We start from the raw sequence: 22,226 nt of genomic DNA, 5'->3' as shown, positions 1-22,226 counted from the left end.
GCGCACTCGTCCAGGCAGGCTAGCCACGTCGCTCCCGGCCGTGTACCCCGTAGCCCGCGCAAAGGGAAGCGCCCAAAGGCCAACCAACCGTGTCGGACTTTCTCCCCCATCCGTTCTGGAACTTCTCGCTCGAGCTCTACGCCGGCGAGGGCGTGGCGGAAGCGTGCCTCGATCTGCAGGAGCGGCGCGGCTGCGACGTCAACGTCCTGCTGTTCTGCTGCTGGCTGGGCGCCTCGGGGCGGCCGACGCTGACGGCCGAGCGGCTGCGCTCGATCCTCGCCGCCAGCGATGCCTGGCAGTCGGAGGTCGTGAAGCCGCTGCGCGAGATGCGGCGCCGACTCAAGGACCGGAGCTGGCCGGGTGCCTTGCCCGAAACGGTGGATGCCGTGCGCCGGCGCGTTGCCGACGCGGAACTGGCGGCCGAGCACGCGGAGCAACTCAAGCTCGCCGGGCTGCACACGCCGCCGGCCGATCGCGATCGTTCGCCAGAGAAGCGCCTGCGGGCGGCCGTCGGCAATCTCGGCGTCTACGCCGTTTGTCTCGGCGTCATACCCGACGAGAAGGATCGCAAGGCTGTCGCGACCTTGATGCGCGCGACCTTTCCCGCGCTTGCGGCGCCCGAGGTGGCGGAGGCCGTGGGCCTCGCGGCCTGAGTTGCGGATCGTTGGCGGTCGCTGACCGAAGCGACGGTTATGCACAATCTTCGCCGGCCGGTCGCTTCACGGGTTGATTCGACGTGACTCCGCCCAATGTCAGAGTCAGACTTCTGCTGTCCTCGCAAACAAACTCGGAGGTATCCGACTATGAGCACCGTGGACCACATCGAAGCACTGAAGAACAAGCACGCTGTTCTCGAGCAGGCGATTCACAAGGAAAACGCGAGGCCGCATCCCGACGACGATGCAATCTGCAGCCTCAAGAAGCGGAAGCTCATGATCAAGGACGAGATTGTCCGTCTCAGCGAGCCCGACACGTCGCACTGACGTCCGTCGTCATCCAGCAGTTCAGGCGAGGCCCGCCCAGCGGGCCAGCGCCACGGCGCCGACGCCACCGAACAGGCCGGGGGTAAACCCTCCGACCTTGCGGGTGAGCACGGCGGCGACGACGGCTCCCACCACGAACGCGCCGCCCGTTTGTGCCAGCGGCACGACGGCGGCCGACACCAGCACCGCGCCCGGGGCGTGATCGAGCAGGGCGGTCACGAAGCGATGGCGGCCGAGCCATCGCATGGCGATGAAGCCGCCGCCCTTCGCCGCCATCGCCGCGAGGGCCATGACGAAGATGGCGATCAGGTTCTCAGGACTGGCGGACATCGTCTTTCCCGAGATCGCGCAGTGCGCCGAACACCCCGCCGGCCAGGCCGCCGATCACGATGTACCAGTTGCCGCCGATCAGCCATCTGGCGGCGAAGGCCGCGGCGATCGCCACCATCCACGGTGCAATGTCGCGCTTGCCGCGGAACAGGATCGTCGCCACCACGACGAACACGGCCACGCCCACGAAGTCGAGGCCCAGCCGCTTGGCCATCGTGGGATCGGAAAGGATACCGCCCGCGGCGAGATGGCCTGCGAGAGTCGAGCCCGACCAGATGCAGGCCATCACGCAACCGCCGCCGAGGAATTTGCCGAGGTCGCCGTGGCCGCGTCGATACTCCGCGATGTTGACCGCCCAGTTCTGGTCGACTGTCACGTACCAGACCGGCGGCTGCAGCCACCACGGAAGATGCGGAAGGTGAGGCTGCAGCGCGGCGCCCATCACGAAGTAGCGCAGGTTGGCCACGAACACCGAAACCGCGAGGGCCATCAGCGGCAGGGGCTGGGCCCAGATATCGAGCGCCACCATCTGGCTGGTGCCGGCCATGACGGTGAAGCTCATCAGCGTGGTCTCGAAGGCGCTGAGGCCCTTCTGCGCGGCGGCGACGCCGAAGCCAATTCCGAAAGGCAGGGATGCGAGGCCCGGCAGGATCATGCGCAGGGCGCCGGCCTGGAAACTGCGCCACGTCACGCGCGCGGAAAGGGACACTGAAACTGCCACCGGGTAATGAGGAAACGGCGCGCAATCTAGGGCAGGGGCGCTGCGGCAGGAACCGAGTTTAACTCAGTCGCGCATGAACTGGGTCAGTTCAGCTTGTGCAGGTTGACCGACCAGGTCACGGGCGCCCCGTAGGCATTGCGCGACTGGCCGCTGCACACGGCGACGTTGTCGGAGCCGCGATGGCAGACGAGCTGGTCCGAAAACCAGCGAGACCCGTCGTTGCAGGTCGAATCGGCGTCGCGCAGACGCAGCACCGTCCCCTCGAAGCGGGCCTGGGCGCGTGTCCGGCAGGCGGTGCGGCCGCGCCGCCATTCGAGCTGGCCCGCGCCGCTCGCATCGAAGCAGTAGGACGAGACTCCCGGCTGCAGCTGCAATGCCTCGTGACGGAAAGGGTCGGTTCGCCAGCAGCCCTGCATGAAGGAGTAGTCGTTTGTCGGAGCGTTCGGCAGGCGCAGACGATCGTCGCCGGGATTGCGCGGCTGCGGCGCGGGTTGGGGCGTGGCCTTGGGCGGCGCGGGCTTCGGGGCCGGCGGGATCATCGGCGGCGGCGCGGCGGCGACCTGCGGCGGCTTGGGCGGTTCCGGCGGCTTGCAGTCGGCGATGCGCTTCTTCAGTTCCGCCTCGGCTAGTGCGAGTTCCACCTTCAGCACCCGTTCGCGCGACTGCTCGGTCGAATAGGCGGCCTTCAGGGCCGGCACCGGATCCGGCGGCGCCTCGAGCGGCGGCGGCGCCGGCGGTCCCTCGCGCGTGGCGATGGCGACGTCGGGTGCCACCGGCAGCAGCCCGCGCAGCAACCAGGCTCCACCCAGCAGCAGGAGCAGCAGCGGCAGCGCCACGGCGAGGGTTCGCCACCATGGCACGCTGGCGGGAACGATGGCCGGGACGGTGCGGGGTGCCACCTGCGCGGCTTCCAGCACCGGGCGTCGCTCGGGTGCTCTCAACTCCGGTGCGGGTCGGTCGGGTACGCGCGGCAGCGCCAGCGGCAACAGCGCGCTGGCCGCTTCCTTTTCGTAGCCCCAGGCGACGATCACCGGACGGTCGCCGACCAGGAAAACAAAGGCCGGAGAAGGTGCGCGGGCCGCGAGCTTCAGGGAAAGGCCGACGACGCCGGTCTCTTCCTTCGGTCCATGCCCCGCCAGCATGTCGCCCAGGCGCCGGATCTCCGCGAGCGTGGCCTCGATCTTCGCTAGCACCGAGTCACGCTCGGCCGCGGGCAGCTCGGTGACGGGGCGGACGGGGCCGGACCAGTCCGCATACCAGTCGATGCCCTGATCGCTTTCATGGAGCTGCGGATCGGCCAGCAGGTCTGCAGCGGCATCGCCCAGCCGGCGGCGGACCACGCGTCGCAATTGCGGTGCCGCATTGTGCAGGGGCTCGCCGCGCACGCCGAGCGGGCGCACGCCGCTGCGGGTCGTCACGATGAGCGTTGCTTCGCCGGCCATGGGAACCAGAAACTAGCCCGCCGATTGTGGCGGCGCGATGGTTTGCGATGGCCGGCGCGAGTGCGGCGTCAGGCGGCCTTGGCCCATTCGCGCAGGACGAATTTCTGCACCTTGCCGGTCGATGTCATCGGCAGGTCGCGGAAGACGACATGACGGGGGCACTTGTAGCCGGCGAGATGGGCGCGGCAGTGGGCGATGATGTCCTGGACCGTCGCCGTCGCACCCGGCTTCAGCATGACGAAGGCGCAGGGCGTCTCGCCCCATTTCTCGTCGGGCTTGGCGACCACGGCGGCGTTGGCCACGGCGGGATGGGCGATGATCGCGCTCTCGACCTCGATGGTCGAGATGTTCTCACCGCCCGAGATGATGATGTCCTTCGAACGGTCGCGCAGTTCGATGTAGCCGTCCTCATGCAGGACGCCGAGGTCGCCTGAATGGAACCAGCCCTTGTCGAAGGCCTCCTTCGTGGCCGCCGGGTTCTTGAGATAGCCCTTCATCACCAGATTGCCGCGGAACATCACCTCGCCCATCGTGGTGCCGTCGCGCGGCACCTCCTTCATGGTCTTCGGGTTCATTACGGTGACGCCGTCCTCGGCCGTGTAGCGCACGCCTTGGCGCGCCTTGAGCCGTGCCCGCTCGTGCGACGGCAGCGAGTCCCAGGCCTCGTGCCACGCACAGATCGTCGCCGGGCCATAGACCTCGGTGAGGCCGTAGACATGGGTGACCCTGAAGTTTTCCTTCTCCAGCGCCTCGAGGACGGCGGCTGGCGGCGGGGCGGCGGCGGTCATGAACTCGACCCGCTGCTTCAACGTCCGCCGTTCGGCCGGCGTGGCGCCGATGATGAACTGCATGATGATCGGCGCGCCGCACATGTGGGTAACGCCGCTGTCGGCCAGGGCATCGAAGATCGTCTTGGCCGAAGCGCGGCGCAGGCAGACGCTGGTGCCCGCGACCAGCGCCAGCGTCCAGGGAAAGCACCAGCCGTTGCAGTGGAACATCGGCAGGGTCCAGAGATAGACCGGGTGCAGGCCGATGGGCCATTGCGTGGCGTTTCCGTAGGCCGACAGCGTGGCGCCGCGATGGCTGAAGACGACGCCCTTGGGATTGCCGGTGGTGCCCGACGTGTAGTTGAGCGTGATCGCGTTCCACTCGTCCGACGGATAGGCCCAGGCGAAATCGGGATCGCCGTCGGCGATGAACTCTTCCCAGGTCGTATCGCCGATCTGGGCGCGGTCGTCGCAAGCGGGATCGTCGATGTCGACGACCAGCGGCTGAACCTTGGCGATCGCCAGCGCCTCGGTGACGACGCGATGGTATTCGCGATCGACCAGCAGCACCTTGGTCTCGCTGTGGTCGAGGATGAAGGCGACCATCGCCGCATCGAGGCGGGTGTTCAGGGAGTTGAGCACGGCGCCCGTCATCGGCACGCCGAAATGCGCCTCGTACATCTCCGGGATGTTCGGTGCCATGATCGCGACCGTGTCGCCGATGCCAATGCCGACCTTGACCAGCGCCGAGGCGAGGCGGCGACAGCGTCCATAGGTCTCGGCCCAGCTCTGGCGACGCTCGCCGTGAACCAGGGCGACATGGTCGGGATAGACGCTCGCCGTGCGCTCGATGAACTGCAATGGCGTCAGTGCGGCGAAGTTCGCCGGCGTCCTGTCGAGGTCTCGCTCGTAGATGTTGTGCGCGGCAAGCGCGGTCCTGTGAGACACCGGACGGGGCGGCGCGAGGCGCGTGACGGAGGTCCGGCTCTTCACCGGCCGCCGCTGGCCGGGCCGGGCAAGGGGCTTCGGTGCGACGGCCTTCTTCGGGGAGGCGGCCTTCTTGGGAGCTGCCTTCTTCGCGACACGCCCGGCCGGCTTCTTCGCCTTGGCGGCGACCTTGCGCTTGGCCTGAGCCTTGGACTTGCCGTTGCCTTTTCCCGTCTTGCGCTTGGCCATGATCTTCCGTCTGTCTCCTGATACCGGCACTCTCTCACAGGGCGCCGCAGCTACTCCAGCCTGATATCGAGGTCCTTCAGCAGATTGGCGAAGTAGACCTGATCGTCCCGCACCTGACGCGCGAAGTCCGTGTAGGACTGATACTCCACGTTCTGCGCCACGAGGAGCAGTTTCTCCTTCATCTCGGGCAGGGCGGCAGCTTGGGCGGCAGCATCCGAGAGACGCTTGAGCACGGGCTCCGGCGTTCCCTTCGGCGCAAACAGGCCGAACCAGCTGCGCGCGCGGAAGCCCTTGAGGTCGAGCCCGACCTCTATTGCGGTTGGCGTGTCCGGCAGGTCCGCCATGCGCGTCGGCTGGTCGACGAATGCGGCGCGCACCTTGCCGGCCTTGGCATACGGTACGAAGGACGGATCGAAGACCATCTGGATGCGGCCGTCGAACACGTCGCCCGTCGCATCGACGATGGTCTTGTAGGGCGAATGCTGCATCTGGATTCCGGCCGCGCGCGTCAGCACTTCCCCTGTGAGATGGGTGATGGTTCCGAGGCCAGAGGAGCCGAACCAGTACTTACCGGGATTGGCCTCGGCCAGCGCCACGAATTCGGCCCAGCTCTTAGCGCCGAGCGCATTCGTGATCGTGACCACGAGGATTGGCGTCGAAAGCCGCGCGACAGCGACGAGTTCCTCCGGATTGTACGGCACCTTCCGCGCGGCCGGCGTGATCGCCATGATCGCGGTCGGCGAGAGCAGGAGCGTATAGCCGTCGGGTGGGGCCGTCGCGACCATCTGTGCGCCGACGCCGCCGGAGGCCCCCGGCTTGTCCTCGACGATGATCTGCTGGCCGAGAGAAGCGCTCATCTTTTCGGCGTAGAGGCGGGCGACCTGGTCGGCCGAGCCGCCGGGGCCGTAGGGCACGATCAGTCTGATCGGCTTGGCGGGCCAACTGGCAGTTTGAGCCTGCACACGCGTCGACGCCAGCGCGGCGAGCCCGCCCAGCGCCACCTCACGGCGACCGACCATCGTTCCCTCCCAGGAACATCTTCGTTGTCGGGAGGATAGCGGTCTGCGGCCGCCGGCGACAGCCGTTCCTAGATAAGAGCGAAGGAGTCGAGGAAATGGCGCGTCGCCGGCTGGTTCTCGATGCCGGCTTGACCGTCGACCACGAGCTGGAACAGCCGGCCGCGCGACCAGTAGATCCGGCTGACGGCAATGGTGCCGCCGGGCTGCACGACCGTGAACTCGCGGCCCTCGACACGACCGATCTGGAGCTTTTTCTCGTCGCGATGGGAGCCGCCGGATGCCGCGCCGTTGCGCACGGTGTTCAGGATCACGTCCGCGGCCGCACCCTTCGTCACGTTGGCGGGATAGTCGACATAGGAGGCGATGTAGGCGACCCGGGCAACGACGGCGGTCGCCTCCGTCATCGGCACCGTGTTGCCGTTCCCGATGGGCATCTGGACGATGGCGATCTTCGGGAGGGCGGGGAAGTCGACCCGGAAGCGTCCACCTTCGGGCTTGTATTCGATCCAGCCCTGGGCGCGGGCGGCGTCCGGCAGGAAAACCGCCACACCGAATGAACCGAGAAGGGCCGGCAGGGAACGTCTGCGCATCGAAATACTCCGTGAGACAACATGCTCCTGTATCCGGATACATCCGGATTGCCGCCGTCCATGCCGGGCGTTAATCCTGACTGTCAAAAGGGAGAAGAAACCTCATGACCGTCGGGAACAAGTACCGCGCCGTGCATGCACGCTCGCTGAGCGACCCGGAAGGTTTTTGGGCCGAGCAGGCTGCCTCCATCGACTGGAGCAAGCGCTGGGACAAGGTGCTCGATGGCACCAATCCGCCGTTCTACCGCTGGTTTGCGGGGGGCGAACTGAATGCGTGCCACAACGCGCTCGACCGGCATGTGGACGGCGGGCGCGCGGAGCAGGTGGCTCTGATCTACGATTCGCCGCTCACCGACACCAAGAAGAAATTCACCTATCGTGAACTGCGCGACCAGGTCGCGCGCATCGCCGGCATGATCGCCGCGCAGGGCGTGGGCAAGGGCGATCGCGTCATCCTCTACATGCCGATGATCCCCGAAGCGGTGATGGGGATGCTCGCCTGCGCGCGGCTGGGCGCCATCCATTCGGTGGTGTTCGGCGGCTTCGCGGCCAAGGAACTGTCGAGCCGCATCGACGACTGCGCACCCAAGCTGATCCTCACCGCTTCCTGCGGCATCGAGCCGACGCGCATCGTTCACTACAAGCCGCTGGTCGACCAGGCGATCGAGCAGGCGAAGCACAAGGTGCCACGGGTCGTCCTGCTGCAGCGGTCGCAAAGCGCGGCGACGATGGTGCCCGGCCGCGACCTCGACTGGAACGAGGCGCTTGCCAAGGCGCAGCCTGCTGCGTGCGTGCCCGTGAAGGCCACCGATCCGCTTTACATCCTTTATACGTCCGGCACGACAGGCCAGCCGAAGGGCGTGGTGCGCGACACCGGCGGCTACTGCGTGGCGCTCTCCTGGTCGATGAAGAACCTCTACGGCGTCGAGCCGGGCGAAGTGTACTGGTGCGCCTCGGACGTGGGCTGGGTCGTGGGCCACAGCTACATCGTCTACGGGCCACTTATCCATGGCGCGACCACGATCCTTTATGAAGGCAAGCCGGTGGGCACGCCCGACGCCGGCGCCTTCTGGCGCGTGATCTCCGAGCACAAGGCGATGGCGCTTTTCACAGCGCCGACGGCCTTCCGAGCGATCAAGCGCGAGGATCCCGACGGCAAGCTGCTGAAGAATTACGACCTGTCGAAGTTCCGCACGCTGTTCCTCGCCGGCGAACGCGGCGATCCGCCAACGGTCGAATGGGCGCAGAAGCTGCTGGGCGTGCCAGTGGTCGATCACTGGTGGCAGACCGAAACCGGCTGGGCGATCTGCGGCAACTTCCAGGGCCTCGAACCGATGCCAGTGAAGCTCGGCTCGACCTCGGTGCCGTCGCCGGGCTGGCATCTCGACGTGCTCGACGAGAACGGCCATCCGATGAAGCCGGGTGAAGTCGGTGCCCTGGCCGGCAAGCTGCCGCTGCCGCCGGGAACCTTCCCGACCCTGTGGAACGCCGACGAGCGCTACAGGCAGAGCTACATGAGCGAGTTCCCCGGCTACTACAAGACCGGCGACGCGGGCTTCATCGACGAGGACGGTTACGTTTCGGTCATGACGCGTGTCGACGACGTGATCAACGTCGCCGGCCATCGCCTGTCGACGGGCCAGATCGAGGAGGTGCTGGGCGCGCACAACGATGTCGCCGAGTGCGCCGTGATCGGCATTGCCGACGAGCTGAAGGGGCAGGTGCCGCTCGGTTTCCTGGTGCTGAAGGCCGGTGTCAACCGGCCGCCGCAGGAGATCACCGCTGAGGTCGTGCAGATGGTGCGCGACCGCATCGGCCCCGTCGCCTTCTTCAAGAGCGCGCTGGTCGTGCAGCGGCTGCCCAAGACGCGCTCCGGCAAAATCCTGCGCGGCACCATGCAGAAGATGGCCGACAGCCAGCCGTGGACGCTGCCGGCGACGATCGAGGATCCGGCGGTGCTGGATGAAATCAAGGACGGCCTGAAGACGGCCGGGTTCGCAAACAAGTAGGAGTTAAGATGAGTCTCGACATCAACCGTCCCGATCTGACCGTCGGCGTCGTGGGAACCGGCGCCATGGGCCGTGGCATCGCTCAGGTCACCGCACAGGGCGGCATGAAGGCCATCATGTTCGATGCCGCGCCGGGTGGAGCCGCAAAGGCGAAGGCTGCGATCCTCGAGACGCTGAAGGGTCTGGTCACGAAGGGCCGTCTGACCGATGCGGATCTCGCCAAGGCCGACGCCAATCTCGGCGTCGCGGAGAAGATCGAGGACCTGAAGGGCTGCCACGTCGTCGTCGAGGCGGTGTTCGAGAATCTCGAGGTGAAGCAGAAGCTGTTCGGCGAACTGGAAGCCGTGGTGTCGCCGGAGGCGATCCTGGCGTCCAACACCTCGTCGATCCGCATCGCCTCGATCGCGCGCTCGCTCAAGCACCGCAACCGCGTCTGCGGCATGCATTATTTCAACCCCGTGCCGCTGATGAAGCTGGTCGAGGTCATCCGCGCCGCCGACACCGCGCAGTGGGTGGTCGACGCCATGGTGGCGCTCGGCAAGCGCCAGACGCGCGTGCCCGTGGTGGTGGGCGACACGCCGGGCTTCCTCGTCAATCTCGGAGGCACCGCCATCGGCACCGAGGGCCTGCGCATCATGCAGGAGGGGCGGGCGACGCCGTCGCAGGTCGACGCCGTCATGCGCGACACCTGCGGCTTCCGCATGGGGCCCTTCGAGCTGATGGACCTGACGGGCATCGACGTGAACTTCCCGGCGCGCAAGATCATCTACGAGGGCTTCTTCCACGACCGGCGCATGACCCCCAGCCCCTATCACGAGAGCCTCTATGCGGCGGGCAAGCTCGGCCGCAAGACCGGCGGTGGCTGGTACGCCTACGACGAGAAGGGCACGAAGATCGACGCGGGCGCCGATCACCCGACCTCGCACGTGCCGGCGTCGAGCGTCGTCATCATGGACACGCACAATACCAAGCTGATGAGCCTGGTGAACGCGGACGGTGCAAAGATGCTGGCGGCCGACGACGGCAAGAGCCCGATCCTGGTGGCGCCGATCGGCAAGGACTGCACCACGACGGCGGTCGAACTGGGTCTCGACCCGAAGCGCACCGTCGCGGTCGACCTGACGGGCGACGTCTCCAAGCGCATCACCATCATGATGGCGCCGGGCTTCGATCCCGCCATCCGCGACGCGACTGTGGCGCTGCTCGCCAAGTCCGGCACCAAGGTGACCGTGATCAAGGACTCGCCCGGCTTCATCGCTCAACGCATGTGTTCGATGATCGCCAACCTCGGCTGCGAGATGGCGATGATCGGCATAGCTTCCGCCGCCGACGTCGACACGGCGATGACGCTCGGCCTCAACTATCCGCGCGGCCCGCTGGCGCTGGCCGACTGGCTGGGCGTCAAGGAGTGCCACGAGATACTGGTGCAGATCCAGGCGATCACCGGCGACGACCGCTACCGCCCCAGCCAGTGGCTGCGCCGCCGCGCGATGCTGGGCCTCAGCGCGACGACGGTCGAGTAGCGATCGCCAGGGAACAGGGCCACCGAACCGTCGTTCAATCCCCTGCAACCTTCTTGCAGGGGAATGCGATGACGAAGCGGAGCAAATGGATGGCGGCCGGTGGGGCCGTCCTATTTTGCCTGACCGCCGCTGGCGGGCAGGCACAACAATTGAAGAACGAAAACCTGCTCGTCGGCATGCCGCAGGGCTTCAAGGTTGGCTTCAAGGACTCCAAGAACGGCATGAACATGCAGGAGTTCGTGCCGGCCGCGGAGACAGTGCAGAACTGGACGGAGATGGTCACGGTCCAGGTCTTCCTGAGCCGCAAGGATCTCCAGCCGGGCCCGTTCCTCGCGGCGATGCAGAAGCAATGGTCGGATGGCTGCAAGGGCAGCACCTCCACCGCGGTCGCGACCGGCAAGGTGAAGGGCTACGAGTCCGCCTCGGTCCTGCTGAGCTGCCCGTTGCTTGCCTCGACGGGCAAACCCGAGACGGCGATGATCAAGGCCATCAAGGGCAACGACAGCTTCTACGTCGTGCAGCGCGCCGTGCGCTCGGTACCCACTCCCGAACGCCTGGAGAAGCTGAAGAAGTACGTCGAGGAGGTCAGCGTCTGCGATTCGCGTCTGACCAGCGTGCCTTGTCCCACCGTGCGGTAGCGCTCAGGCGAGCGTCAGGATCAACGGCCCGCGACGGGTCGCCACGAGCGTGTGCTCGTACTGCACGGTGGCTTCCTGGTGCGGGGGGCGCAGCGTCCAGCCATCGTCCATTTCCTCGACCCATTCCGCGCCAAGCGACAGGAATGGTTCGATCGTGAAGACGAGACCTTCGGTAATCCTGCGGCGATCGTTCTTCTCGTACCAGGTCGGGATCTCCGACGGCTCATCATGCAGCGACCGTCCGACACCGTGGCTCGCGAGATTGCGGACGAGGCTGTAGCCGTTCTTGTTTGCGAACGTCTCGATCGACCGGCCGACCTCGTTCAATCGGGCGCCCGGCTTCACGGCGCGGATACCAGCCCACATGGCCTTGCGGCCATCCTCGCACAGGCGCTGTATCCGCGGGCGGGTCGGGGGCACGGCGAAGCTGGCGCCGGTGTCGCCGAAGTAGCCGTCCAGTTCGGCCGAGACGTCGATGTTGATCAGGTCGCCCGCCTTGATGACGGTGTCGTCCGGAATGCCGTGAGCGCAGTCGGGGCCGATCGAAATGCAGGTTGCGCCGGGAAAGTCGTAGGTGAGTTCGGGGGCCGAGCGGGCGCCGGCCTGCTCCAGCAGGCCGCGGCCGAGATCGTCCAGTTCCCGGGTGGTCATGCCCGGTTCGAGCGCTTCGCCCATGGCGGTGAGGGTACGGGCCACGAGCTTGCCCACGATGCGCAGCTTTTCGAGCTGCTCTTCATTTTCGATGGTCATGGCCTGCTGCGTAACCGCCATGGCGCGGTGGCGCACCAAAAACTTCCGCGCACAATCGGGGCCGTAGGTTGACGTTTACGTAAAGGTAAACTACATCCGAAGCGCTGGCGCGTGGTTCGCAGCCGGCCCACAGTCCCTTCAAGAAGACTGACTGACCTGTTCGTTGGAGGACGACGCTCGTGACTGCTTTGGCCGCGCACTACACGCCCGAACACCAGATGTTCCGCGACACCTGCCGGCGCTTTTTCGAGAAGGAAGTGACGCCCTTCCACATGAAGTGGGAGGAGGAGGGGATCGTGCCGCGCGACCTGTGGCGCAAGGCCGGCGAGCAGGGCCTGCTGGGCATGACGATGCCGGAGGCCTATGGCGGCGTGGGCGCCGATTTCCTCTACAGCGCCATCATGATCGAGGAGCAGGGACGCGCGCTGGCCTCCGGTCCCGCCTTCTCGCTGCACAACGACATCGTGGTCCCCTACCTGCTCCACTACGGCACCGAGGAGCAGAAGAAGAAGTGGATTCCCAAGGCCTGCTCCGGCGAACTGGTCACGGCCATCGCCATGACCGAGCCGGGTACGGGCTCCGACCTGCAGGCGATCAAGACCACGGCCGTGATGGACGGCAACCATTGGGTCATCAACGGCTCCAAAACCTTCATCTCGAACGGCCAGCTCGCCGATCTCGTGATCGTGGTCGCCAAGACCGATCCCGCGCTCGGCGCCAAGGGCACCTCGCTGATCGCCGTCGAGACGAAGAGCGAAGGTTTCAAGCGCGGCCGCAATCTCGAGAAGATCGGCATGAAGGCGCAGGACACGTCGGAGCTGTTCTTCCAGGACGTGCGCGTGCCGGCCGATCATCTGCTGGGCGGGCCGGGCATGGGCTTCGTCCAGCTGATGCAGCAGCTGCCGCAGGAGCGGCTGGTGATCGCCATCCAGGCGGTGGCGGCCATCGAGGCGGCGCTGGAGCATACGCTGGCCTACGTGAAGGAGCGCAAGGCGTTCGGAAAACAGATCATCGATTTCCAGAACACGCGCTTCAAGCTGGCGGAACTCAAGACCAAGGCCCATATCGCCCGCGTCTTCGTTGATGATTGCGTGGCGAAGCATCTGAAAGGCGAGCTCGACGTCGCGACCGCGGCGATGGCCAAGTACTGGACCACGGAGCTGCAATGCGAGCTGATCGACGAATGCCTGCAGTTCCACGGCGGCTATGGCTACATGTGGGAATACCCGATCGCCCGCCTCTACGCCGACGCCCGTGTGCAGAAGATCTACGGCGGCACCAACGAGATCATGAAGGAACTCATTGGGCGAACGCTCTGATTCCTCTCCCCCGCCAGGGGCAGAGGTTAGGTGAGGGGGCTGAAGGGGTGTGCGCTACCCCCTCACCCATCCTCTCCCCCTAGCGGGGGAGAGGAGAATGAGAATTCGAGACGAAGGAGAAGACCATGACCGACGCATACATCTACGACGCCGTCCGCACGCCGCGTGGCAAGGGCCGCAAGGATGGCTCGCTGCACGAAGTGACGCCGGTTCGCCTGGCTGTCACCGCACTGCAGGCCGTGCGTGACCGCAACAATCTCGATACGCACCTGGTCGACGACATCGTGCTGGGCTGCGTCATGCCGATCGGCGAGCAGGGCGCCGACATCGCGCGCACCGCGTCGGTGATGGCGGGCTATGCCGAGACCGTCTCGGGCGTGCAGATCAACCGCTTCTGCGCGTCGGGCCTCGAAGCCACCAACATGGCGGCGGCGCAGGTCATGTCGGGCCAGAGCCAGGCCGCGATCGGCGGCGGTGTCGAGAGCATGAGCCGTGTGCCCATGGGCTCGGACGGCGGCGCCTGGGCGGTCGATCCGGCCGTGGCGATCCCGATGTACTTCGTGCCGCAGGGCGTTTCGGCCGACCTGATCGCGACCAAGTACGGCATGAGCCGCGACGACGTCGACAGCTATGCCGTCGAATCGCAGAGGCGTGCCAAGGCCGCCTGGGATGCCGGCTACTTCAAGAAGTCGATCGTCCCCGTCCGTGACCAGAACGGCGTCGAGCTGCTGGCGCACGACGAGTTCCTGCGCCCGACCACGACCATGCAGACGCTGGCGGCGCTGGAGCCCAGCTTCAAGATGCAGGGCGAGATGATGCCCGGCTTCAACGCGGTGGCGCAGCAGCGCTATCCGGAAGTCGAGAAGATCCATCACGTGCACCATGCCGGCAACTCGTCGGGTATCGTCGACGGCGCTGCCGCGATCCTGGTGGGGTCCAAGGAGTTCGGCGAGAAGGCGGGGCTCAAGCCGCGCGCCCGCATCCGCTCCTTCGCCTCGATCGGCTCGGAGCCGGCGATCATGCTGACCGGCCCGGCGCCGGCTTCGGAGAAGGCGCTGAAGCGCGCCGGCATGTCGGTGAGCGACATCGACCTGTTCGAGCTGAACGAGGCCTTCGCCGCCGTCGTGCTGCGCTACATGCAGGTTCTCAAGATGCCGCACGACAAGATTAACGTGAACGGCGGTGCGATTGCCATGGGCCATCCGCTGGGCGCCACCGGCGCGATGATCCTGGGCACGCTGCTCGACGAGCTCGAGCGCCGCAACCTCTCGACCGGCCTCGCCACGCTGTGCGTCGGCGGCGGCATGGGCACCGCCACCATCATCGAGCGCGTCTGATCATTGCTGGGAGCGCGCCACTCCAGTGGCGCATCTTCCCTGGCATTTCGACACACATGAGCGCCACTGGAGTGGCGCGCTCCCAGCGAAGAGGGATTGAAACATGATCAACTACAACGTCGACAGCGACGGCATCGCGACCATCACCTGGGACATGCCCAACCGCGCGATGAACGTGCTGAACGAGGCCTCGATGACGGCCTATGCCGGCGCGCTCGAGACCGCGCTGAAGGACGATAAGGTCAAGGGCATCATCATCACGTCGGGCAAGGACAGCTTCATTGCCGGCGCCGACCTGGAGATGATCCTCGCCCTCGACACGTCCGATGCGTCAAAGCTGATGGAACAATTCAGCCAGCTCCAGAAGATGTTTCGCCGGCAGGAGACCGGCGGTAAGCCGATCGTGGCCGCGATCAACGGCACGGCGCTGGGCGGCGGCTTCGAGATCTGCCTCGCCACGCACTACCGCATCGCCGCGGCCAACCCGAAGACCAAGGTCGGCCAGCCCGAGGTCAAGATCGGTCTGCTGCCGGGCGGTGGCGGTACGCAGCGCATTCCGCGCCTGATCGGCGTGCAGAATGCCGCGCCGATCCTGCTCGAAGGCAAGGACCTCACGGTCGATGCCGCCAAGGGTCTCGGCCTGATCCACGAGGTCGTGCCGGCCGGCGAGTTGCTGGCGAAGGCCAAGGCCTGGCTGATGGCGCCGGCGACCGAGCAGGTCGTGCCGGAATACGCTGGCAAGGGCGCCAAGGCGATCGACGGGCGCGCCGTGCAGCCGTGGGACCGCAAGGGCTTCAAGATCCCGGGCTTCCCCGGCGGCCAGGTGTGGAGCCCGCCGGGCGTCATGACCTTCATCGGTGGCAGCGCCATGGTGCGCGGCAAGACCAACGGCGTCTATCCGGCGCCGAAGGCGATCATGAGCTGCGTATATGAGGGCCTGCAGCTGCCGTTCGATGCCGGCCTCCGGGTCGAGACCCGTTACTTCGTCTCGCTGCTGCGCGACCCGGTCGCCAAGAGCATGATCCGCACGCTGTTCTTTGGCCTGCAGGAAGCCAACAAGCTGGTCCGCCGGCCAAAGGGCGTGCCGAAGCAGGAGTACAAGAAGATCGGCGTGCTGGGCGCCGGCCTGATGGGCGCGGGCATCGCCACCGTCTCGGTGCAGGCCGGGCTCGACATCGTGCTGATCGACCGCGACCAGACGGCGGCCGACAAGGGCAAGGCGCACATCGCCGACGAGCTGGCTAAGCTGGTGAAGCGCAAGCGCCTCGACCAGGCGAAGGCGGATGCGATGTTGGCCAAGGTCACGGCGACTCCGGACTTCGGCGCGCTCAAGGACTGCGACCTCGTGATCGAGGCGGTGTTCGAGAATCGCGAAGTGAAGGCCGAGGCCACCAAGAAGGCCGAGGCCGCGCTGCCGAAGACCGCGGTGTTCGCATCGAACACCTCGACCCTGCCGATCACCGGCCTCGCCGAGGCCTCGTCACGGCCCGACCAGTTCATCGGTCTCCATTTCTTCTCGCCGGTCGAGAAGATGCCGCTGGTCGAGATCATTGTCGGCCAGAAGACCTCGCAGGAGACGCTCGCGCGGGCGCTGGACTACGTGCAGAAGATCCGCAAGACGCCGATCGTCGTGAACGACAGCCGCGGCTTCTTCACCTCTCGCGTCTGCGGCGCCTTCATCAGCGAGGGCCATCGCATGCTGAAGGAGGGCATCCCGGCCGCCATGATCGAGAACTGCGCGCGTTACGCCGGCATGCCGGTGGGCCCGCTGTCGCTCAACGACGAGGTCGCCATCGACCTCAGCTGGAAGATCATGGACCAGACCCGGCGCGACGCCGAGGCCGCGGGCCAGAAGTTCGAGGGCGGCGGCACCGAGGACATCCTCGAGCTGATGGTCAAGAAGCTGGAGCGCTTCGGCCGCAAGAACGGCAAGGGCTTCTACGAGTATCCGGCCGACGGCAAGAAGCGCCTGTGGCCCGAGCTGGAGAAGTACTTCCCCGCCGATCCCAAGCTCCTCTATGGCGAGGGCGAGGACAAGCGCGCCAAGGAGGACGAGATCAAGAAGCGCCTGCTCTACGTGCAGGCGGTCGACACCGCCCGCTGCCTGGAAAGCAACGTGCTGACCAACCCGCAGGACGGCGACGTGGGCTCGATCATGGGCCTGGGTTTCGCGCCGCAGACCGGCGGGGCGATCAGCCTGATCGACCAGGTCGGGATCAAGAAGTTCGTCGCCGAGTGCGACGAGTTCGCCAAGAAGTACGGCCCTCAGTTCGAGGTACCGAAGCTGCTGCGCGACATGGCCGCGAAGGGCGAAAGCTTCTACGGCAAGTATCATCCGGCAAAGGCCGCCTAGTCAGGCCTGCACCTGAAGTCCTCTCCGCCCGCGAAGCGGGGGGAGAGGAAGGGGCCCCGCGCGCCAGCGTGGGGTAGGTGAGGTGGGTGTCTTCAGCCGGCGCACCTCGCCTCGGAATTCCGCATGACCCACTTCTCCTGGCCCCTCCCTCCGCTCGCGCGGGCGGAGAGGAACATGAGCTTTGAACTTGTGTCGCGGGGCAGTAAAAAGCCCGACGCCAGATCAAAGGGAGAAATGCCGTGGACGCCAAGGAAATCGCCGCACTCGCCGACCGTATCGTCGAAGGTCGCCGTTCGAAGACGACGATGGACTGGCTCGCCGACGCCACGGCCGGCCTCTCGGAAGCCGATGCCTACAAGGTCCAGTTCGCCGTCCACGACAAGCTCGAGGCCGCGGGCTGGAAGCTCGCCGGCTGGAAGGTCGCCTTCGCGGTCCCGGCGCAGTACGAGCCGCTGAAGCTGTCGGGCCCGGCCTTCGCCGGCCTCTACACCAGCGGCATCAAGCAGAGCGGCGTGGTGTTCGAGAAGGGCTGGCCGCTGAAGGCCGGCGTCGAATGCGAGATGGTGGCCCGCATGGGCAAGGACGTGCCGGCCGGGACCGAATACACCGCCCAGTCGATCATGGAATTCGTGTCGAATCTCTATTGCGGCATGGAGGTCGTCGAGAACCGCTATGGCGACGTCTCCAAGCTGGGTGGCCCGGGCCGCATCGTCGACGACGTGCTGCAGGCCGCCTGCGTCGTCGGCACCGAGATCAAGGACTGGCAGAAGACCGACTTCGTCAACGTGAAGGGCCGATCGGAATTCGAGGGCAAGGAGATCGGCGCCGGCCCCGGCAGCAACGTGATGGGCGGCGCGATGATCTCGCTCGCCTGGCTGGCCAACAAGCTGATCGCCAACGGAAAGCACCTCAAGGCCGGCGACATGATCCTGACCGGCTCGGTGCACCCGCCGCAGTTCCTGCCGGGCCCCGGCGTCGCGAAGACCGAGTTCGTCGGGCTGGGCGGCGCCGAGATCACCGTCAAGTAAGCTGCTGGCTCGCAACTTGCCCTGACCTGGCGGCACGGCAATTATCCGTCATCGATTCAGGAGGAATTGCCGTGGATGCCAGGGAAATCGCTGCGCTCGCCGAAAGGATCGCTGAGGGCCGGCGCGCGCTCAAGCCGATGGACATCATCGCGGAGACGGTCAACCTCTCCGAGGCCGATGCCTACAAGGTTCAGTTTGCCGTTCACGATCTCTACGCCGCCGCCGGGGACAGGTTCGCCGGCTGGAAAATCGCGCTGACTCTGCCGACGCAGTACGAGCCGTTGAAGCTCTCCGGGCCGGTTTTCGCCGGCGTCTATCAGAGTGGGCTGCGCCAGAGCGGCGCGGTGTTCGAAAAGGGATGGCCGCTGAAGCCCGGCATCGAGCCCGAGCTGGTGGCGCGTATCTCCACAGACGCGCCGGCCGGCGGTTCGCCCCACACCGCCGAGAGCATCCGCACCCATGTCGGCGCCCTCCATTGCGGCATGGAATTGGTCGACAACCGCTACCTTGACGTCACCAGGATGGGCGGCCCCGCGCGCATCGCCGACAACGTGCTGCAGGCGGCGCTGGTCGTCGGCACCGAGATCGAGGACTGGCAGAAGCTCGACTTCGCCAACCTGAAGGGCCGCTCCACGCTCGACGGCAAGGAGCTCGCGTCCGGCTCCGGCAGCGCCGTCATGGGCGGCGCGATGATCTCGCTCGCCTGGCTCGCCAATGCGCTGAACAAGCACGGACGCCACCTCAAGGCCGGCGACCTCGTGCTGACCGGCTCGGTCCATCCGCCGGCGTTCCTGCCGGGTCCGGGTGTCGCGAAGACCGAGTTCGAAGGGCTCGGCTCGACCGAGATCACGATCAAGTAGAGGCGCTGGATGCCCCGACGGATCTGGCAGGCGCTCGGTTGGCTGACAGCCATCGCGCTTGCCAGCTTTGTGCCGGCTTTTGCTTTCTGGTCCGCAATGGGCGGGGGCGTGGCCCTAAAGGCATTGAACGTGACCGCCTATCTCGCGCTCTACACTACGGTGGTCTTTGTTTTTCCAATTGTGATTGTCGCTGGCCTTCCGTTGATACTGCTTTGCAGGCGGTTCGGATGGACGGGGCCGATCGCGGCTGTCGTGGTGAGCTCGCTTGTCGGGGCCACGGGATTTTTTGTGTTCGGTCCGTTCTTCGGCGATGCCCCCATAAGGCACAGTTTGTCGGCGGACATGATCGAGAGCGTTATCCGCGCCGGGGCCTATGGGGCGCTTGGCGGTTTGGCCTTCTGGGCTACTTTGCGGTTCTGGCCGAAAGTCGCATTGAAATCGTAGGCCGTGGTGCTGGCCGCAACTTGGGAGCCTTAGATGAAGCAGTTTGGAGTTTTGCTCGCTGTCGCTGCCTTGTCGTTCGCACTCCCCGTGGCAGCGCAGACTCCGCCGCCGGCGGCGGCCGTACCCGGACCGGCGGCGACGCCGGCCGACTACATCCTGCTCACGGTCATCATGCGGCATGACCAGACGATGAACCTGGACGAGATCAACAGGATCCAGGCCGAGCAGGGCTTCTGGGGGAAGTTCCCGCCCGAGGGCATCCAGGTCGAGTCCTGGTACATCGCCATGGGCCTTGGCTACATCGTGACCCTGCGCGTGCCGCCGGCCCGCCTGCGCGAGGTCAATCGCGCGGTGGAGCAGGGCGCGTGGAAGGCATTCCGCACCGAGTTCTATCCGACCTACGACGCCAAGAAGATCGCCGAGACGCTGCGCGAGCAGGCGACGAAGAAGTAGCTCTCAGCCGGCGTCGCCCTGGAGAAGCAGGCGGTCGAGATGCGCCGTCTCGCCTGACCAACCGCCCGGCGGCCATGGCTCGTCTCCGGGGAGGGGCTCGCGCAGCGGCGCGGTCGGCAAGGCATCGCCCTCCAGCATCTCGACGTCGACCCTGAAATCCTCGTCCTGCTCGAAGCCGTGCCAGTGCAGGAACTCGGCATAGGCGTGGCGCCCGTCGCGCAGCTTCAGCACGAACCCGGCCGAGCTGTCATGCATGTCGCCGAAGGTCCAGAACCGGTCGACATGGGCGACGTCCGACGGCGCGAAGCCGTGGCTCTCGGCGTCGAGCACGTCGAGCGTATGGCCGAATTCATAGAAGCCGCGAATCTGCATGCTCCCATCGTATCAAATGTATCGGCCAGGGTCGGCGGTATTGCTTTATCCCCGACTGGAACATATCATGAACATATAGTTGAGGAGGCAAGCCGTGGCTGCACTTTTCGGATCGACCATCGAGGGTCTTGCAGGCCGCCATTCGCCGGCACTGCGGCCGGAGCAGGGGCTCTCCCGCCTCGCCGTCGACCGCCTGCGCCGGCGCCATGCCAGCCTGCGCCGGACCGGGCCGCGCTTTACCGACAGGTTGTTCTTCGCGGCGTTGCCGGACGCCGAGACGGCCGAGCGGATCGCGGAGCGCGCCGCTGCCTGGCGTGCCCGGTATGGCCTCACGGGCCGGCTGCTCAAGGCCGGGTACTTCCATGTCACGCTGTCGACGGTGCACGAATGCCACCGCCTGCCGGATGCCGAGGAGATCGATGGCTGGATGGCGCGCGCCGGCGGACTCTCGATGCCCTCGTTCCAGGTCGGCTTCGACCGGCTTATGAGCTTCGCCAATGGCGCGCTGGTCCTGACGGGCGACGATTCGACCGTCGGCCTGGAAGTACTGCAGCAACGCCTTTGCGATTCGCTCGACGACACGCCGCGGCCGGCCCGCCGCTACACGCCGCACGTGACTCTGCTCTACGACGGTCGCCACATCGAGGCCGAGCCGGTCGAACCCATCGCCTGGACGGTGCGGGAAGTCGTGCTGGTGCACAGTCGGGTCGGCCAGACGACGCATCGGCACATCGCGCGCATACCGCTCGGCTGAGCTCCACACCGCGCGAGGCTTTCGGGCAGACATGATTTCGGTGCGGGCGACCGATCGGCTGTTCTTCGCGCTGATCCCTGACGAGACGACGGTGGAAGCGATCTGCGAGGCGCGCCGCAAGCTCTGCAAGATGATGGGTTTGGTCGGCACGGGCGTTCTGCCGCACCATCTCCATGTCACGCTCTGGCATGTCGGTGACTACATCGTTCCGCCGACCGCCGGGGATATCGAGGCGATCCTCCGGCGCGCCAGCACAGTCGACATGCCGCCCGTGCGCGTCTCGTTCAGAAGTGCAAGGTCGCTCATCGGAGGCGCTTTCGTGTTGCATGGCGGCAGGACCGCCACCGATCTGGAAAGGCTCTCTGCCAGGCTTCGTGACGCTCTGTCTGAGCCCGGTGCCGAAGAGAAACGTCCGGTCATGCCGCACATGACGCTTCTCCGGAGTCCGACGATCGTGCCGTCGCGGAACGTCAGGCCCATCACGTGGACGGCGCGTGAGATTGTGCTCGTTCATGGCCGGCTCGGCCCGGCGACGCAGCATCAGGTCGGGCGGCTGCCGCTTCGGCCAGGCCCGCAACTATGGCTGCCGGGATTTGATCCCTGATCTGTCACGTTGGGCTATGATGGGCCCATGAAACCCTACGTCCTCTGCCATATGGTCTGCAGCGTCGATGGCCGCATCTGGGGCAGCCGCTGGCGGCCGAAGGCCAACGTCGTGCCCAACCTTTTCGAGCGGTTGCACGACCAAATGGGCGGGGGCTCGTGGCTGTGCGGGCGGGTGACGGCGCAAGAGTTCGCCAAGGCCAAGGAACCGCATTATCCCGACACCGATCAGACCTTCCCGCGAGAGAACTGGTTTGCGCAGCGCGAGGCGAAGGCGTGGGGGATCTTCCTCGACGGCAAAGGCAAAGCCGTCTGGGCGCGCCGCGACATCGGCGGCGATCCGATCCTCGTCATCCTGACCGAATCCGTGCCCGACCGACATCTGGCTGGCCTGCGCGCCGATGGCGTTTCATACGTCTTCGCCGGCAAGACCGAGATCGATCTCGCGGCGGCGCTGGAAACCCTGAACCGCGAGCTGGGCATCGAGCGGATCATGCTGGAAGGCGGAGGCGGGGCGAACGGTGCGCTGCTGCGGGCAGGGTTGATCGACGAGTTGAGTCTGGTGATCTGCCCGGTGATCGATGGCAGCACGGGGGGACCGATCGTGTTCAATTCCGGCGACACCGATCTTGGGCCGGCGCCGATCGAGAGCATGACGCTGGTAAGCCACGACGTGCTGGAGGGCGGGACGATGTGGCTACGCTATCGGCTGCGTTCGACACCGACCCAAGAACGGCCCGCATAAGCCATTGAAT

The 22,226-nt window shown here is 66.3% G+C and carries 23 protein-coding genes; 15 read left to right on the top strand and 8 right to left on the bottom strand.

The features are described 5' to 3' along the window. Positions 1 to 89 precede the first annotated feature (89 nt). Both LJ725_RS03650 and LJ725_RS03645 read left to right on the top strand, forming a co-directional pair. The gene (locus LJ725_RS03650) at positions 90 to 653 is read left to right on the top strand and encodes a TIGR02444 family protein (RefSeq protein ID WP_230549251.1); all 564 of its coding nucleotides are present in this window, start codon (positions 90 to 92) and stop codon (positions 651 to 653) included. Between the two features lie 150 nt (positions 654 to 803). Continuing rightward, positions 804 to 983 (top strand): YdcH family protein, encoded by a 180-nt coding sequence (locus tag LJ725_RS03645; protein WP_230549250.1) that lies wholly within the window; start codon positions 804 to 806, stop codon positions 981 to 983. A 21-nt stretch (positions 984 to 1,004) separates the two neighbouring features. Here the strand turns inward: LJ725_RS03645 and LJ725_RS03640 are convergent, their stop codons facing one another. From LJ725_RS03640 to LJ725_RS03615, 6 genes are all read right to left on the bottom strand, one after another. After that, positions 1,005 to 1,313 carry a hypothetical protein gene (locus LJ725_RS03640; protein WP_230549249.1) on the bottom strand — a complete coding sequence of 103 codons (309 nt, stop codon included), beginning with the start codon at positions 1,311 to 1,313 and terminating at the stop codon, positions 1,005 to 1,007. After that, positions 1,297 to 2,022: an AzlC family ABC transporter permease gene (locus LJ725_RS03635; protein ID WP_230549248.1), complete on the bottom strand. Its 726-nt coding sequence runs from the start codon at positions 2,020 to 2,022 to the stop codon at positions 1,297 to 1,299. Before LJ725_RS03635 ends, LJ725_RS03640 begins: the two co-directional genes overlap by 17 nt. A 95-nt stretch (positions 2,023 to 2,117) precedes the next feature. Continuing rightward, entirely contained in the window at positions 2,118 to 3,476 is a 1,359-nt protein-coding gene (locus LJ725_RS03630; protein ID WP_230549247.1) for an SrfA family protein, read from the bottom strand. A 68-nt stretch (positions 3,477 to 3,544) separates the two neighbouring features. Then, the gene (locus tag LJ725_RS03625) at positions 3,545 to 5,419 is read right to left on the bottom strand and encodes an acyl-CoA synthetase (RefSeq protein ID WP_230549246.1); all 1,875 of its coding nucleotides are present in this window, start codon (positions 5,417 to 5,419) and stop codon (positions 3,545 to 3,547) included. A gap of 50 nt (positions 5,420 to 5,469) precedes the next feature. Beyond that, the gene (locus LJ725_RS03620) at positions 5,470 to 6,438 is read right to left on the bottom strand and encodes a Bug family tripartite tricarboxylate transporter substrate binding protein (protein ID WP_230549245.1); all 969 of its coding nucleotides are present in this window, start codon (positions 6,436 to 6,438) and stop codon (positions 5,470 to 5,472) included. 68 nt (positions 6,439 to 6,506) lie between these two features. Then, a complete protein-coding gene (locus tag LJ725_RS03615; RefSeq protein WP_230549244.1) occupies positions 6,507 to 7,028 on the bottom strand; it encodes a hypothetical protein in 522 nt (173 codons plus the stop codon). A 104-nt stretch (positions 7,029 to 7,132) separates the two neighbouring features. Between LJ725_RS03615 and LJ725_RS03610 the strand changes: the two genes are divergently transcribed. The 3 genes from LJ725_RS03610 to LJ725_RS03600 all read left to right on the top strand — a co-directional run bounded on the left by LJ725_RS03610 (position 7,133) and on the right by LJ725_RS03600 (position 11,198). After that, positions 7,133 to 9,037: a propionyl-CoA synthetase gene (locus LJ725_RS03610; RefSeq protein ID WP_230549243.1), complete on the top strand. Its 1,905-nt coding sequence runs from the start codon at positions 7,133 to 7,135 to the stop codon at positions 9,035 to 9,037. Between the two features lie 8 nt (positions 9,038 to 9,045). Next, complete coding sequence (locus LJ725_RS03605; RefSeq protein WP_230549242.1) at positions 9,046 to 10,560, top strand: 3-hydroxyacyl-CoA dehydrogenase; 1,515 nt, start codon at positions 9,046 to 9,048, stop codon at positions 10,558 to 10,560. Positions 10,561 to 10,628: 68 nt separating this feature from the next. Beyond that, entirely contained in the window at positions 10,629 to 11,198 is a 570-nt protein-coding gene (locus LJ725_RS03600; protein ID WP_230549241.1) for a hypothetical protein, read from the top strand. Between the two features lie 3 nt (positions 11,199 to 11,201). Here LJ725_RS03600 and map read toward each other — a convergent pair whose 3' ends face one another. Continuing rightward, complete coding sequence (map, locus tag LJ725_RS03595) at positions 11,202 to 11,948, bottom strand: type I methionyl aminopeptidase (RefSeq protein WP_230549240.1); 747 nt, start codon at positions 11,946 to 11,948, stop codon at positions 11,202 to 11,204. A gap of 179 nt (positions 11,949 to 12,127) precedes the next feature. Here map and LJ725_RS03590 point away from each other — a divergent pair, with 179 nt between their 5' ends. The 7 genes from LJ725_RS03590 (at position 12,128) to LJ725_RS03560 (ending at position 19,742) form a co-directional block, all read left to right on the top strand. After that, complete coding sequence (locus LJ725_RS03590; protein WP_289294606.1) at positions 12,128 to 13,267, top strand: acyl-CoA dehydrogenase family protein; 1,140 nt, start codon at positions 12,128 to 12,130, stop codon at positions 13,265 to 13,267. A gap of 125 nt (positions 13,268 to 13,392) precedes the next feature. Beyond that, the gene (locus LJ725_RS03585) at positions 13,393 to 14,604 is read left to right on the top strand and encodes an acetyl-CoA C-acetyltransferase (protein ID WP_230549239.1); all 1,212 of its coding nucleotides are present in this window, start codon (positions 13,393 to 13,395) and stop codon (positions 14,602 to 14,604) included. Between the two features lie 103 nt (positions 14,605 to 14,707). Further along, positions 14,708 to 16,957, top strand: a complete 2,250-nt coding sequence (locus LJ725_RS03580) for a 3-hydroxyacyl-CoA dehydrogenase NAD-binding domain-containing protein (protein ID WP_230549238.1) — start codon at positions 14,708 to 14,710, stop codon at positions 16,955 to 16,957. A 239-nt stretch (positions 16,958 to 17,196) separates the two neighbouring features. After that, positions 17,197 to 17,985 carry a 2-keto-4-pentenoate hydratase gene (locus LJ725_RS03575; RefSeq protein WP_230549237.1) on the top strand — a complete coding sequence of 263 codons (789 nt, stop codon included), beginning with the start codon at positions 17,197 to 17,199 and terminating at the stop codon, positions 17,983 to 17,985. A 71-nt stretch (positions 17,986 to 18,056) separates the two neighbouring features. Beyond that, the gene (locus LJ725_RS03570; protein WP_230549236.1) at positions 18,057 to 18,845 is read left to right on the top strand and encodes a 2-keto-4-pentenoate hydratase; all 789 of its coding nucleotides are present in this window, start codon (positions 18,057 to 18,059) and stop codon (positions 18,843 to 18,845) included. A 9-nt stretch (positions 18,846 to 18,854) separates the two neighbouring features. Beyond that, entirely contained in the window at positions 18,855 to 19,289 is a 435-nt protein-coding gene (locus tag LJ725_RS03565) for a hypothetical protein (protein WP_230549235.1), read from the top strand. A gap of 33 nt (positions 19,290 to 19,322) precedes the next feature. Continuing rightward, positions 19,323 to 19,742 (top strand): hypothetical protein, encoded by a 420-nt coding sequence (locus LJ725_RS03560; RefSeq protein WP_230549234.1) that lies wholly within the window; start codon positions 19,323 to 19,325, stop codon positions 19,740 to 19,742. A 3-nt stretch (positions 19,743 to 19,745) separates the two neighbouring features. Here LJ725_RS03560 and LJ725_RS03555 read toward each other — a convergent pair whose 3' ends face one another. Continuing rightward, entirely contained in the window at positions 19,746 to 20,114 is a 369-nt protein-coding gene (locus LJ725_RS03555) for a hypothetical protein (protein WP_230549233.1), read from the bottom strand. A gap of 94 nt (positions 20,115 to 20,208) precedes the next feature. On the opposite strand from LJ725_RS03555, the gene LJ725_RS03550 reads away from it, so the two are divergent. From LJ725_RS03550 to LJ725_RS03540, 3 genes are read left to right on the top strand one after another with little or no spacing between them, the layout of a single operon-like run. Further along, a complete protein-coding gene (locus LJ725_RS03550; RefSeq protein WP_230549232.1) occupies positions 20,209 to 20,868 on the top strand; it encodes a 2'-5' RNA ligase family protein in 660 nt (219 codons plus the stop codon). A 31-nt stretch (positions 20,869 to 20,899) separates the two neighbouring features. Continuing rightward, entirely contained in the window at positions 20,900 to 21,472 is a 573-nt protein-coding gene (locus tag LJ725_RS03545; protein WP_230549231.1) for a 2'-5' RNA ligase family protein, read from the top strand. Between the two features lie 27 nt (positions 21,473 to 21,499). Further along, positions 21,500 to 22,216: a dihydrofolate reductase family protein gene (locus LJ725_RS03540; protein WP_230549230.1), complete on the top strand. Its 717-nt coding sequence runs from the start codon at positions 21,500 to 21,502 to the stop codon at positions 22,214 to 22,216. The last annotated feature ends 10 nt before the right edge of the window (positions 22,217 to 22,226 follow it).

Source organism: Reyranella aquatilis, from assembly GCF_020880995.1.
Lineage (GTDB): Bacteria > Pseudomonadota > Alphaproteobacteria > Reyranellales > Reyranellaceae > Reyranella > Reyranella aquatilis.
Note: the sequence above shows the minus strand (reverse complement) of the source record. Positions and strands in the feature narration are given on the sequence as shown.

What these genes read in the sequence shown, in the direction of transcription:
- LJ725_RS03645 (WP_230549250.1), top strand. Translation starts at nt 804, where the DNA reads ATGAGCACCGTGGACCACATCGAAGCACTGAAGAACAAGCACGCTGTT.
- LJ725_RS03640 (WP_230549249.1), bottom strand. Translation starts at nt 1,313, where the DNA reads ATGTCCGCCAGTCCTGAGAACCTGATCGCCATCTTCGTCATGGCCCTC.
- LJ725_RS03630 (WP_230549247.1), bottom strand. Translation starts at nt 3,476, where the DNA reads ATGGCCGGCGAAGCAACGCTCATCGTGACGACCCGCAGCGGCGTGCGC.
- LJ725_RS03625 (WP_230549246.1), bottom strand. Translation starts at nt 5,419, where the DNA reads ATGGCCAAGCGCAAGACGGGAAAAGGCAACGGCAAGTCCAAGGCTCAG.
- LJ725_RS03620 (WP_230549245.1), bottom strand. Translation starts at nt 6,438, where the DNA reads ATGGTCGGTCGCCGTGAGGTGGCGCTGGGCGGGCTCGCCGCGCTGGCG.
- LJ725_RS03615 (WP_230549244.1), bottom strand. Translation starts at nt 7,028, where the DNA reads ATGCGCAGACGTTCCCTGCCGGCCCTTCTCGGTTCATTCGGTGTGGCG.
- LJ725_RS03610 (WP_230549243.1), top strand. Translation starts at nt 7,133, where the DNA reads ATGACCGTCGGGAACAAGTACCGCGCCGTGCATGCACGCTCGCTGAGC.
- LJ725_RS03605 (WP_230549242.1), top strand. Translation starts at nt 9,046, where the DNA reads ATGAGTCTCGACATCAACCGTCCCGATCTGACCGTCGGCGTCGTGGGA.
- LJ725_RS03600 (WP_230549241.1), top strand. Translation starts at nt 10,629, where the DNA reads ATGACGAAGCGGAGCAAATGGATGGCGGCCGGTGGGGCCGTCCTATTT.
- map (WP_230549240.1), bottom strand. Translation starts at nt 11,948, where the DNA reads ATGACCATCGAAAATGAAGAGCAGCTCGAAAAGCTGCGCATCGTGGGC.
- LJ725_RS03585 (WP_230549239.1), top strand. Translation starts at nt 13,393, where the DNA reads ATGACCGACGCATACATCTACGACGCCGTCCGCACGCCGCGTGGCAAG.
- LJ725_RS03580 (WP_230549238.1), top strand. Translation starts at nt 14,708, where the DNA reads ATGATCAACTACAACGTCGACAGCGACGGCATCGCGACCATCACCTGG.
- LJ725_RS03565 (WP_230549235.1), top strand. Translation starts at nt 18,855, where the DNA reads ATGCCCCGACGGATCTGGCAGGCGCTCGGTTGGCTGACAGCCATCGCG.
- LJ725_RS03560 (WP_230549234.1), top strand. Translation starts at nt 19,323, where the DNA reads ATGAAGCAGTTTGGAGTTTTGCTCGCTGTCGCTGCCTTGTCGTTCGCA.
- LJ725_RS03555 (WP_230549233.1), bottom strand. Translation starts at nt 20,114, where the DNA reads ATGCAGATTCGCGGCTTCTATGAATTCGGCCATACGCTCGACGTGCTC.
- LJ725_RS03545 (WP_230549231.1), top strand. Translation starts at nt 20,900, where the DNA reads ATGATTTCGGTGCGGGCGACCGATCGGCTGTTCTTCGCGCTGATCCCT.
- LJ725_RS03540 (WP_230549230.1), top strand. Translation starts at nt 21,500, where the DNA reads ATGAAACCCTACGTCCTCTGCCATATGGTCTGCAGCGTCGATGGCCGC.